Here is a 13,499-nt window from a genome sequence, read left to right on the forward strand (position 1 = left end):
TCATAACTATATGCTGCTGGCACTCAACCTCCTTATCATCGTCTATCCTTATCTTATCACATCCGGACTTCTATGAAAAGAGCTATAACTAACTATTAATGTTCTATAATATACATATTTCCAAACTATGTCAATTATTTCATAAATATCTTTGGTAAAAATTATTTCTGTTATGACTAGCATGATAAGTGTATGAAGCGACTAAAATTGTCATTACAGCGCTTAGTGTACGACAGTGCTCCAACATTTAGGGTTGCAGTTTTCATGGCAGATCTGAGTAGCTGACCCATCTAAGAGGTGTCATTCAAGTAGCTGACACTGGAATGGCTTTGTTGCATCGCACCTTATACGGTAGTAATTTACAATAAATTCATGTAGCCATTTCGAATTTAGTCATTTCAGTGTTGGCTACTTGGATGACACCACCTGCTATGCTGCAAATTGCAACGTTCGTACACTAAAGTATAGTGTGTTACTAACGAAGGCAAACAAATATCTGCTTTATGAAAACGTTAATATTTTTCATTGAAATAATACATAAATACTAGAAAAACCTTGGCAGGTTATTCGCGTTTGATTATCATAGAGAATTGTATAAACTAATAAATGATCTATGGCAAGTAACCCAGAAGAAAGAAATAGTGATAAACAAAAAGCGCTAGATAACGCAATAAGCCAGATTGAAAAAGCATTCGGTAAAGGTGCAATAATGAAGTTGAAGCAAAACCCTGTAGAAAAAATAGACACAATATCCACAGGATCAATTGCGCTTGATTCGGCTCTAGGTGTTGGAGGTCTGCCAAAAGGGCGTATAATTGAAATATTTGGCCCCGAGAGTTCTGGTAAAACCACTCTTGCCTTGCACGTGATTGCTGAAGCACAAAAAAAAGGAGGATCATGCGCATTTATCGATGCAGAACATGCATTGGATGTCTTATATGCTCGTAAACTTGGGGTAAGCACTGATGATTTAGTGATTTCACAACCAGACACTGGAGAGCAGGCGTTGCATATTGTTGAGTATTTAGTGTGTTCTGGTGCGGTTGATGTGATAGTTATTGACTCTGTCGCAGCATTAACTCCAAGAGCTGAAATTGAAGGTGATATGGGTGATCAACATATGGGGCTGCAAGCAAGGCTTCTAAGTCATGGGCTACGGAAACTAACCTCTGCCGTTTCAAAAGCGAACTGTATATTGATATTTATTAATCAAATTCGTATGAAAATAGGAGTAGTGTATGGAAATCCTGAAACTACCACGGGTGGAAATGCATTAAAATTCTATACTTCTGTAAGGCTTGATATAAGAAAAGTTGGTGTAATAAAAGACAAAGAAAATATTACAGGTAATGAAACAAGAGTTAAAGTTGTAAAAAATAAAGTTGCTCCTCCATTTAGAGAAGCGAAATTTGATATAATGTACAATGAAGGTATATCAAAACTCGGAGAAATAATAGATATGGGAGCAAAGCTTGGTGTGCTTGAAAAAGCAGGCGCTTACTATTCATATAACAACACACGTCTTGGGCAAGGAAGAGAGAATGTAAAAACTTACCTAAAAACAAACAAAGAAGTCGCAAATGAAATAGAAACGAAAATCAGAGATTTACTCAGAAATCATGATAATTCTATCATAATAGACGAGGATAGTGAGCAACTTTTAGAAGAATCAGTTTTCTGATCTAAACTTAGGCATTAGATTTTGTGTTGGGCGGGTTGTTACAGTATGACGGTGATTCTATGTGCTAATATAACAATCTGTAATGTTACCTTGTATCAAAAAGACTTTGCTGAAGCAGTTAAAAAAAGCTTTTCATGAGAAATTATAAATGATAAATTGTTAACAATAGGTTATTGTTAATAAGATTATGTGTTTTGGTTTACCTAATATAAACAGGGAAGGTTATTCATTTATAGTAGTTTCCTTTATAGTAACGTGTATAGCATTCTCTATATCTTGGGGGTTTGGCGTTACGTGCTTGTTTCCGACATTATTGTGTACTTATTTCTTTCGTGATCCAGCAAGAGCCGTGCCAAACAATAAGAATCTTATATTAAGTCCTGCTGATGGTGTGATTTCAAAAATTGAAGAAGTTAATTATCCTTTATCAGCAGAAAACGGAGAGGAGAAGAAGTTTACGCTTGTTAGCATATTTTTAAGTGTTTTGAACGTCCATGTGAACCGTATACCAATATCTGGTACGATAAAGGAAATGAGTTATAAAAAAGGCAAGTTTGTATCCGCAATGAGTAATAGGTCTAGTAGTGAAAATGAAAAGCAGGTTATTGTAATTGAATACGAAAAGGGGAAAGAAATTATTGTGGAGCAAATAGCTGGATTAATTGCACGTCGTATCGTTTGTAATTTAGGAATATCCCAGAACGTAAAAGCAGGTGAAAGGTTTGGAATTATAAGGTTTGGCAGTAGAGTGAATATCTATGTTCCTGCTGATACAGAAGTCAGAGTTTCAGAAGGGCAAACTGTTATTGGTGGTGAAACAATTATAGCAAACTTAAATAAGGAAAACGTTCAAGAGAAGCTTACTTTTGACGTTATATGAATAACGATGGAAGTAACAGTAGATTCTTACCTATTACTAAATTATTCCCAAACTTTATAACTTTATTGGGTTTATGTTCTGGTCTCACTTCACTTAAATTTACATTTAATGAACAATGGGAATTCTCAGTAATTTTTATCATCATTGCAGCAATAATAGATGGAATGGATGGCAGAATAGCTAGAATTCTAAAATCAACTAGCGATTTTGGAGCCCAGCTTGATTCTTTTGCAGATTTTCTAAATTTTGGTGCAGCGCCTGCATTTCTTTTGTATTTTTGGAAGCTAAACGAAATCAAAGTCATAGGTTGGATTTTAGTAATGATATACGTAATCTGCATATCAATAAGACTTGCAAGATTTAATGTTTCGCTACACTCAGAACAACCATACTGGGAAAAATTTTTCTTTTCTGGTGTTCCAGCTCCAGTGTGTGCTTTACTTTCTTTGTTACCAATAATTATTACCTTTCAATCTCATGAGAGTGAATACTTACTTCTCATAGAGCGATTTTTTAACACAAGAAGCGTAGCTTGTTACTTTCTGGCCATTTCATTTTTTTCGATAAGTCACATTCCAACTTTCTCTGCAAAATATATTTATATTCCCAAAAGCCTATCCTATATATTTGTGTCATTTTTTGGAGTACTTATTGTATTTTTCATCAGTAAGCCCTGGATGACTCTACCAATTTTAGGTATAGTGTATACACTTACTATTCCAATAAGCATCGGGTTTTACATATATTTTACATATAAAACTCGTTAGCTAACAAAAAATAGAAAACTGCATGATTTTGAAGATAAGTGAACTATTAAATTCATTTCTGTATATAAAGATATTCAACATTCCATTTATAATTATTTGGGTAATTGCAACTGGAATCTTTTGTACTGCCCAGTTCAAATTCATTAACTTTAGGTTACTTAAATATGGAATACAGACGCTATTCAATCTAAAGTGTAATAACAGCAACAATGGCATAATCACTCATATTCAAGCGTTTGCAACAGTAATTTCAGGAACAGTTGGTCTTGGAACAATATCAGGAGTTGCAATAGCTATCACAATAGGGAGCCCAAGTGCAGTTTTTTGGATGGTAATTACCGGAATACTTGGTATGTCGATAAAGTTTGCCGAGGTGGTGCTTGCATCTACTTATCGCTCTGAAAATACAACTGGCGGGGCTTTTTATTACATGAAGTACGGGCTTGCAAAAATTGGATTTGCAAAAACTGGTAGATTTCTTGCCTTCACTTATGCGATTATGCTACTTATTGCAATGATTTTGGGCGGTATACCATTTCAAGCAAATCAAATAGCAGCACTATCAAATAACCTCCTAGAATACAACGCATCCATTATTATATCCCTGCTTGTCTTTATTGTAATATTGGGAGGAATAAAGCGCATTGCTTTCGTTTCAACGAGCTTAGCACCAATTATGATAGTGCTATATGTGGGTATGTGTATATATTTAATTTATGTAAACGGAAGTAATTTGCTGAATGCTCTATCCATAATATTCCAAGATATCTTCAATAAATCAGCTATAGGAAGCGGAGTATTGAGCGGATTAATAGCCGGAGTGAGAAGATCAGTGTTTGCTAACGAAGCAGGTACCGGAACAGCAGCTATAGCACATTCATCTGTAAAAGAAGAAGATCCAATTAAAGTTGGGTGCGTTGCAATGATTGCACCACTTATAGACACAATATTAATCTCATTTTTGACTGGTATTGTGATAATTATCACTGGTATGCATAGCACTGATAACGTGGGTGATATTACACTAATTAGTTCGATATTTTCAACAGCTTTGCCCTTGTTCAGCAAGTTAGTTTTTCCGCTAATGATGTTTTCCTTTGCATTTTCCACAATAATAGCTTATTGTTACTACTGTGAAGTTGCTTTGCTGTATTTATTTGGTAGTAAAAAAATACTGATATCGTTCCAAATTCTTATAGTGGTTTCAGTGTATATCAGCTGTATGTCAAAGAATATAGAATTTATATCTTATCTAGGTGACAGTTTGTTTATGTGCCTTATGATTCCAAATGCTGTTGCAATATATCTACTAAGAAGGGAAGTTTTGAATACAATAGATTCTTATTACAATTCTAAAGGGTATTAACATGATTTATAGATTGCTTTGTATGGTGTTATTTTGCCTATTGTTTAATGATGCGTATGCTGCTTCAGGTTTTTACGAAAGTTATGACGCTGTGTTGAACGGAATAAATAATTTCATGAATGAAGTACTGTTTTTCAAGATCCTTTACGTGCCATTTATAATCCTTCTACTAGTTTTTGGTTATGTGTTTCTAACATTACGGTTTGGATTTCTCAACATAAGAATGTTTAAGCATGCATTTGCTATTTTATGTGGAAAATATGACACGAATCACCATGATGGTCATATTACGCATTTTCAGGCATTTATGACTGCACTTTCAAGCACAGTAGGTCTTGGAACTGTTGCTGGAGTCGCAATTGCAGTTTCAATGGGAGGGCCAGGAGCGGTGCCTTGGATGATGATTACAGGTTTTTTTGGTATGTCAGCAAAATTTGCTGAGGTAACGTTGGCGTTTAGACATAGAACAGAAGATCAGGACCAATTGTTTAGTGGTCCCTTTCAGTATATAAGGAATGGTCTGGAGGAATTTGGATTTAAAAAACTTGGTATTGTGCTGGCTGCCATGTATGCAGTATTCTTTGTATTATCAGGTCTTGGTGGAAGTGTAGCGTTTCAAACCAATCAAATGGTTTCAATATTATCTGGCTATTCAAGTTGGGTAGATGGTCACTCTTGGTTTCTTTCTTCCATAATCTCTGCGCTGCTTGCTCTAGTGATTATTGGCGGAATTAAAAGGATAGCTAGAGTATCTTCTGCACTAGTGCCTATTATGTCACTTATATATATCTTTAGTTGTATTATTATTATTGCATTTAATATTCATAACCTTGGTTATACGTTAAAAATATTATTTTCCACTATGATAGATTTCAATGCTGTTGGTGGAGGGATGGTAGGAGCATTTGTTGCTGGAATTCAAAGGGCAATCTTTGCCAGCGAAGCGGGTGTTGGTTCTGCTTCAATTACTCATGCAACAACTAAAGATGAAGAACCAGTAAGAACTGGGCTTGTTGCTATGATAGAACCATGCTTTGACACAATGTTAATTTGCTGTTTAACAGGAATAACAATAGTAATAACAGGTGCATACCAGACTAGTGTTGGTGAAGGGATATTAATTACTCAAAAGGCATTTGAGACAGTTTCTCCGTGGTTTCCTATACTTTTAACCATAGCTGCACCTTTGTTTGCATTTTCTTCGGTAATTTCATTTGTATATTGTTGTGAAATGGGGTGGTTATATTTGTTTGGTGCAAAAAGTATAGTGATATATCGCATAGCGGTAATAATTGTGGCGTTTTTCTCTGGCCTTTCTAAAGACATAATGGCTATTGCTAATATTGGCGGAACTTTATTCTCTTGTTTAGCTCTTATCAACATGACAGCGCTTATACTGTTTAGTAATCAGATTAACGAGGAAGTTCAGTGCTACCTAAAAAGGCTGAGGAATAATAAAATCAATTAAATTTTGGCATATGCGGAGAGGTATAGCTATAATAAGTAAGATTTCCCTACGTCATACCGCGAATAAATCGCGGTATCTCAGCATAGATCCCGCTAACAAGCAGCGGGATGACGAAATTTTGCGATTATTAATCAGTAAATTTTACCTGTGTTAGTTATAGTCCTTACACTATCCTACATACTCGGTTCAATACCGTTTAGCTTAATTATTACAAGAATAAAAGGGATAAACTTAAGAGAAGTAGGTTCAGGAAACATTGGTGCTACAAACGTTGCAAGGACGGGAAATAAATTTCTTGCTGCTTTGGCATTATTTCTGGATTCCTTTAAGGGATTTATTGCCGTTTATATAGCACAACAATTTTGTGATAATAACGATTTTTATATATATGTATCTGCAATTTTAGCAGTTTTAGGACACATGTTTCCTATTTGGCTAAAATTCAGTGGAGGAAAGGGCGTTGCAACCACTCTAGGGATACTGATAGCATTTAACATCGATATTACTTTAGTATTCGTAATAATTTGGATAATAGTCTTTCTTGCCTTTAGATACTCTTCCCTTGCTTCACTCAGTGCTACTTCAACGGCTGTAGCATGGTCCTTTTTTTTTCAGAGGAATTTGTTCTTAACATTACTAATTATAGGAGCACTGGTCTTCCTAAAACACCACAGAAATATTGTGAATCTTCTGCAAGGTAAAGAGTATAAATTTTATAGATAATGTACTGCCAAATTATTGACACTTAAACTACGAGACAAATTGCTTGACGGTATGATTTTGTCCTCTTTGTTTAAGTCTATGATTTTTGCTTTTGTTATATTCTCCACTTCTTGAGGTGTTAAAAGACCATCTTCAATGAATTCCTTTTTTGTTTCTCTTATTTTTTCATAAAGTTGAGTAACGTGATCTTTATTTCCTTCATATACACTTTCAATTTCTAACTCTAGCTTATGTGAAGCTCCTTTTTTTAACATTTCATCCATTGCTGCTTTTGTTACTTTTAACCTTTCTTGCAAAATTTTCTTTATTTTTTCCTTATCATTTTCGTTATTTTTACTGAGTTCTACATATACCCTATAACATCTTTTTTCTCTTGGGAGCATTCTTAACCCATCTAACATGCTAATTATCTGACCTTCAATAGTCTTCTTAGCCTTTAATTTAAATTCTGCTACTTCTTCTTCTATTATCTTATTAGCTATTCTCTTAGCTCCATCCAAAGATGAATCCTTGAGAGAAAAATCTGTCTCGAGTAGATCTCGATTTAATAGCTCTAAGAATACTTTTTTTCCGATGTTTTCGAGTAAACTTTCTTGGTCATCTAAATCATGCTCCTGCAGTTTATTTCTCATGTGCTGAACCAGCTCACAACATTGTAATTTATTTAACTTTATAGAGCTAATATTTTTCATTAACGTCAGCACAACTTGTTCACTATATTGAGAAGTAATACTCAATAATTTTCTCATTAAAGGAATACTTACTTCTGAAATAAAATCATCAACTATTTTTTGACTTTCATCGTCTTCATAACCATTTTGAACGTCATACCAAGCCTTAAGAATTTCTTTATTGTTTTTCTTGTTTTTTAACCTGTCTAACATAAACTCACGTGCTTCATTTTGTGCTTCTGAGAGCAACATTTCCCTTGGGGGAGTAAATCTAATTTCTGGATCAGAATGAATACCCTCTAGCGTGCTTAACATTCTATAGATAATACCGGTGAAGCAAGTGTTAGGAATTCGCTCTTTTCTAGAGAAAGTTTGGCTATCAATTAAATTAGAAATCAATGCATCCTTTTTACTCTTAACGGCTTCTCCGTCTCCATCATTGCAAGCCCTTAAAACTAAAAGCAGAACCTGCCCACCTGTAAAGCCGGAGCTATGCTTTTGATCATCTTTGCAAAAGTCATCTAAAAATACAATTACTCTTCCTTTATCCTCATCACTAAACTCATATGAATTGTTTATATATCCAATGAATTGAATATATTCATCATTTTTGATTACGTCTTCAGGTACTTGTTCACTATACTTACCTTTTAATTTATCAATATTTTTAATGATATCATCATTTAATTGATGGGGCAGTAAATGTTCAAGCTTAACATCAAAACTATTAACCATACCACGTAAATTCTCTTTTATACCTTCCAAAAAGAAATTTATAGAAGCTTTAAGCAGCGTAAATGGGTTAAAATCTTTTGGCCTTAGTTCACTCTGCAATAAAATTAATAGCATTGTAAGTGGTATAGTTCCCAGTAACGAAATTAGTAAGAAAGTGGAGGTGAAAGTCAGATATGTTATGAAAGCAGAAAACAAGAGGAAGGCTGCTACCTTGATTGTATTGTTCTTAAAAAATATTTCCCAATATTCCCTTTTGCTCATTTTTTGCTGTTTTGCCGTTTTTATTTCTTTGTAGATATAGAGAGTTTTAATTTCAGACCTGAAGAATATAGTACCAAGAGAAAAAAGAACATTAACGGGATTAGTGATAATGCTTAAAGAAACAAAAGTTGCAAAATAACTAACAAACTTTAGCTTGCTAGATTCCTTTGAAGGAAATTGTATTTGAGAAATGCCTACCATAGCCTACCTTTGACATCATTACACTCTAGTAATAGCATAATAATTTAAAACGTCAATGTTTAAGTATTTTATTATCCGCACACTCATCGTATTCGATCTCGACTGTAGAGTGTGCTATCTCGAACCTATTTAGTAGTATTTTTTTTATCTCATACAAAATATCAGTGTGTTGTGCATCTTGCTTTACTTTGGCATGCATGGTAATTATAAAATAATTATCAGACAGTGACCATGCATGTATGTGGTGCACATCTATCACTTCAGGTAATTCTGATGTGATCTTACTTTTTATTTCCTCAGTAGATATCCCTTCAGGTGTACCTTCAAGAAGTATGTGGCAAGAATTCTCTAGAATTTTGTAGCCACTATTCAAAATGATTACACTGACAAATACCGATAAAATCGGATCCACCATTTGCCATCCAGTAAACATGATAATTATGGATGCAAGTATAGCAGCTACAGAACCTAAAATATCTCCTATAACGTGTAGTACAGCACTTTTTATGTTTATATTGCTCTCGCATTTACTATGCAATATAAAAAAGACTATGATATTAGAGATCAGGCCAAGTGTAGCAATTACTAACATTACTTTCCACTCAACATTTACCGGAAAAATAAATCTTTTTATTGACTCAATTATAATGATTACTGCAATGAAGAATAAAGTTAAACCATTAACAAATGCTGCAATTATCTGCAACCGATGATACCCGTATGATCTCTGCAAATCGGATTTCTTAGCTGAAAACCTATGTGCTAACCAACTTAAAACCAAGGCAAAAAGGTCAGTGAGCATATGCCCTGCATCTGATAATAGAGCAAGCGAATGTGAAATTATTCCACCTACTATTTCCATAAACATTGTTATCGCAACTATTATTATGGAATAGATTAAGCGCTTGGACTGCGCTGCTGAGTGTTTACCGTTATGCACTGCTGTCATATAAAATCTTTTCATAAACAAAAACGTGGGTAACACTGGGTTCGAACCAGCGACCGCTTGCACGTCAAGCAAGTGCTCTACCAACTGAGCTAATTACCCATCGTGGTTTTAGTATAGTGCTTTGGTGGAATGAAAGTCAATAAATCACTTTGCTTTTGTCCTTGTCCAATGTGATTCCGGAATATAGCTGTATAGAATTTCAGCCATATTCTAAATTTTACATATTAAGTTAACTATCTATACTTTATTTATTAAGATATAAATTATATTAATACAGGGATTTACGTTTTTTTTAGGGAAATTACTTTATGCTTGATATTGAAAGATCAGCAAATTAGAGGTTAAAATTATGACAATTAGTCAACAAGTAAATAAAAATATAACTAAAGCAGAATATTTCAACAATAACGGCAAAGGGTTTAATTCGCCACATGTTATAGAAGTTGAAGATTTAAATATTAAAGTAGAGGTTTATTCTCACAATTTAAGAGCAAGTAAAGTTGCTAACATTGAAAGTGAGATAAGAGAAACAGCTACTAATTTTAAAAACGCATTCGAGTTAGAACGCGGCAGTTCAGAACAAACATTTAAAATTTACATGTTTGATGACAAGGATGATTACACTCACCTTGGCGGAAGCGAGCGTTTCGGTTCTTACCTTGGAGACGAAGGTGGTAAATGTTACTACAAAGGGAAAGCTGACGTTTTTGCTGAAATGTACGTCTACCAGCAAGGTGGCGTTCATAACCTTCAGCATGAATTTGCACATGGTTTAACTTACTTGGCTACAGGAGGCAAATCTTTACCTACAGTATTAATGGAAGGAATTGCAGACTACTTTGAGCATCATTCAGATCATAAATTCAATTCTCAAGGATCAAGTATCGACAAAACTGAAGCTGCAAATTTGGATTTAGATAAAATTTTAAGTTTAGAATACTCAAAGGACAGCGAAGCAAATAGCTTGGTTTATAAAACAGGTCATGCGTTGATAATGTACTTACAGGAAAAAGATCCTAGTTTATTAAGAGACTACCTAGATGCTTTACGTCAAGGTAACTCAGATGAGTCAAAAAGTTTCTTGAAAGACATAAAAGGACACGATACTGACTTCAAAAGTTGGCTTGCTGAGAATGATACAGAAACTGCAATGGAACATCTCAACGCTTTGCAAGTTACAAAAGGAGATTTCATAGCAATTGGTCAAGAAATAGTGGGTGGAGAAATTAAAAACGTATCCTACTATAAAGCAAATATAGAAAAAATGGATGGAGAAAACGTTGGAAGTTTTTCTCCTGTAGAACACGTTGCATTTTATGATGTTGCTCGTGCTATAAATAGGGCAACAAATGATACACTTGATATATCAAAGGAATATCATTTCCTCAAGGTAGTAAAAACTTCCGATGGACAGGATAAACTAACTTACTCTGACCAACAAGGTAATGAATATCGAAACAGTCAAGAGTATAAAAATCAGGCTTTAAGGATATTATCAAAATATGATACAGAAATTAAGAATCAGGTAGATGAATTTGATAATTTGAATAAAGAACGTGGTGAAATGTATCAAAAATATCATAAAGGAGAGATTACTATTGAAGAGTTACGTAATGAGGAAAATACAAAATACAGACCAGCATTTTTAAAGTTTGATCAACTAAAAAACAAAGCTGTTGATAAGATTGAAAATAATTCCCAAGCAGCAAAAATATTAGATGGGCTGGTCAATATCGATCCAAACTTAATCAGAGGTACTCATATTGATCTACAAGAAGGTAAGATTTTTTCTATGCAAGCTCATGGTCAAGGAGATATGGGTGCACTGTCTATATATGACGGAAATACAAAGCTTGGAGAATTATTGAGCGAATCAGGATTTTTTAAGCAAGTTGAAGGCCAAACTAAAGAAACTTTCGTTTTTGAGGATATATTACACAACTTAAGTGTTTCATACGAAGGTGGTGCTTACATGGCAGTTACAAAAGAAAACGGTCATTATAAAGCTTCCCTAATAGATGGCAGAACAGTTGAACGTGATGAATACTTTGATGAGGCGCATTTACATGAAAATGAATTGTTGCATCCTAGCACTGGACACATCCAAAAAGATTTAGATTCTCTGCTCCTTAGAGGTACCAAAATTTTGAATCATCAGGATTCAGAGCATGCCCAATATTCTGATGAGCAAAAGGCAAATGGAGTAATCGTAGAAAAAGGAAAACTACTGGATAATAAGGGAACAGATAGGACAGACGACGATGTACACGAAGCGGTTGTAAAACAAGGAGGCGAAAATTTACATACATTCAAAAATATGGGCTTTTATATTACCGAAAAAGGTGATCTATTTATTCATGACCATGGAGCAAATGTAAGGTTTCAACTACCACAAAGTATTACTCATCTAAAATTAGTGGAAAAAGACGGAACATATAAGCTTGTTCCGGTGACGAAAGATGGAAATGAACATCCAATAGGTATGCCAAATATATCAGATGAATATAGATACATAGATCCAATATTTGCACATGAATATGAAAAGAGAGATTATTCCCATAAACATGTAAATGTGGGCCTTATAAACTTAGAGAAATATGGCTCTGGCAAACTTTTTGCTATAAAGTACGACCCAAATGATTATCACATACAAAGAAACTCCAGCGGTGAAATAGTTAGAATAAAAGATCAAACATATTTCACTAAAGTAAAATTGTTTGATGGTGATGAAGAAATTGGAATGTTGTCTAATAACTTTCACAATTTCAAAGGGAAAATATTCTTTTCTGCTGACTACAACTACAGTTATAACGATTTCCTAGCATCTGTTTCTCCTCAAGTTGAAATTGAAGATATGGGAAATGGAAGTAAAAAAATAACTTTTGATCAAGGCAGTGGCGATATCGGTGATACTAATAGAGGCTACACGGACTATCAGAGAATATTTACAAAAGAGAAACAAACCGAAAGTCCAAAAGGGCAAGTAAGTGAAACTAAGACAGAAGTTCATAGTACTACTAATGTTGTTGCACAAGCTGCTGAAGAGAAAACTGCATCAAACGACAATAGTGAAATGCAGTCTGATCAGCCACAAATTCCAACAAGGGCAAAAAGGTCAGCTTCAGTGGAGGAGAAAGAGCAAGAACAGGTAGTATTAAAAGACACAATTCTCAAAATAGAAAAGAGCTACGAGCAGGACTCAGAAGGGAAACATAAGGCAAATGTAACGATAAATTATAATGATGTGAAAGCCTTGTATGATAGAGCGGAAGGAGCAGAAAAGCAATCTGTGTTAGATTTTTGGAACAAACTGCACACATCAGATTATAAGGTTGGTGCTTTGCCGGAAGACAAATACTATTTTGAAAAAGGCAAATTCGTAATCCACGATAGTGGCACAAAGAAGCTTATAGTGTTACCTGAAGATAAGGTGTCCATCAAGATAATGAAGGATGGTGATAGTTATAGTTTAGCTATATCAAGTGATAATGGCAAAGTATAGCATTTCTCATAATAGTCCGAACAGGTCATAGGAAGGCAGAATCAACAGCACGACGAAAGGATTCGAATAGAGGAATGTTTTTCCTGGCTCTGTTTTTTATAGCAAACCAATGATGCTCAATTTTGTTGAAATCTGGAGAATAAGGCGGCAGATACAAAATTTCTGCACCAACCCCTTTAGCAAGCTTTATCAGACTTATGAAAAGTAGCATTGTCAAGAATGACAGTCTGTCCAGGTTCCAAGATCGGTGTCAAAAATTGCTCAAACCATCCATTAAAAACATCCATATTACAGT

General features: G+C 34.5%; 9 protein-coding genes, 1 tRNA gene and 1 pseudogene. 7 read left to right on the plus strand and 4 right to left on the minus strand.

From position 1 onward, the window contains the following. Positions 1-613 precede the first annotated feature (613 nt). From recA to plsY, 6 genes are all read left to right on the plus strand, one after another. A complete protein-coding gene (gene recA, locus OZD66_RS02980) occupies positions 614-1,681 on the plus strand; it encodes a recombinase RecA (RefSeq protein WP_010963008.1) in 1,068 nt (355 codons plus the stop codon). Between the two features lie 187 nt (positions 1,682-1,868). Further along, positions 1,869-2,561 carry a phosphatidylserine decarboxylase gene (locus OZD66_RS02985; RefSeq protein ID WP_182367521.1) on the plus strand — a complete coding sequence of 231 codons (693 nt, stop codon included), beginning with the start codon at positions 1,869-1,871 and terminating at the stop codon, positions 2,559-2,561. Further along, a complete protein-coding gene (locus tag OZD66_RS02990; protein WP_182367518.1) occupies positions 2,558-3,328 on the plus strand; it encodes a CDP-alcohol phosphatidyltransferase family protein in 771 nt (256 codons plus the stop codon). The genes OZD66_RS02985 and OZD66_RS02990 overlap by 4 nt, the downstream gene beginning before the upstream one ends. Before the next feature lie 22 nt (positions 3,329-3,350). Next, positions 3,351-4,694 (plus strand): alanine/glycine:cation symporter family protein, encoded by a 1,344-nt coding sequence (locus OZD66_RS02995; RefSeq protein WP_182367515.1) that lies wholly within the window; start codon positions 3,351-3,353, stop codon positions 4,692-4,694. Between the two features lies 1 nt (position 4,695). Then, positions 4,696-6,162, plus strand: a complete 1,467-nt coding sequence (locus OZD66_RS03000; RefSeq protein WP_182367512.1) for an alanine/glycine:cation symporter family protein — start codon at positions 4,696-4,698, stop codon at positions 6,160-6,162. A gap of 147 nt (positions 6,163-6,309) precedes the next feature. Next, positions 6,310-6,885: a glycerol-3-phosphate 1-O-acyltransferase PlsY gene (gene plsY / locus OZD66_RS03005; RefSeq protein ID WP_182367509.1), complete on the plus strand. Its 576-nt coding sequence runs from the start codon at positions 6,310-6,312 to the stop codon at positions 6,883-6,885. Here the strand turns inward: plsY and OZD66_RS03010 are convergent. The 3 genes from OZD66_RS03010 to OZD66_RS03020 form a co-directional block, all read right to left on the minus strand. After that, positions 6,876-8,753, minus strand: a complete 1,878-nt coding sequence (locus tag OZD66_RS03010) for a hypothetical protein (RefSeq protein ID WP_182367506.1) — start codon at positions 8,751-8,753, stop codon at positions 6,876-6,878. The two genes, plsY and OZD66_RS03010, sit on opposite strands and share 10 nt — an antisense overlap. Positions 8,754-8,805: 52 nt before the next feature. Then, the gene (locus OZD66_RS03015; RefSeq protein WP_182367503.1) at positions 8,806-9,702 is read right to left on the minus strand and encodes a cation diffusion facilitator family transporter; all 897 of its coding nucleotides are present in this window, start codon (positions 9,700-9,702) and stop codon (positions 8,806-8,808) included. A gap of 26 nt (positions 9,703-9,728) precedes the next feature. Continuing rightward, positions 9,729-9,801: transfer RNA gene (locus tag OZD66_RS03020), tRNA-Val, on the minus strand. Between the two features lie 250 nt (positions 9,802-10,051). Between OZD66_RS03020 and OZD66_RS03025 the strand changes: the two genes are divergently transcribed. Then, positions 10,052-13,204 carry a peptidase M2 gene (locus OZD66_RS03025; RefSeq protein WP_259348548.1) on the plus strand — a complete coding sequence of 1,051 codons (3,153 nt, stop codon included), beginning with the start codon at positions 10,052-10,054 and terminating at the stop codon, positions 13,202-13,204. 25 nt (positions 13,205-13,229) lie between these two features. Here OZD66_RS03025 and OZD66_RS03030 read toward each other — a convergent pair. Continuing rightward, positions 13,230-13,499 (minus strand): annotated as a pseudogene (locus OZD66_RS03030) (transposase); the annotation flags it as partial.

Origin of the sequence: Wolbachia endosymbiont of Drosophila baimaii (assembly GCF_028982185.1) — a bacterium.
GTDB lineage: Bacteria > Pseudomonadota > Alphaproteobacteria > Rickettsiales > Anaplasmataceae > Wolbachia > Wolbachia pipientis.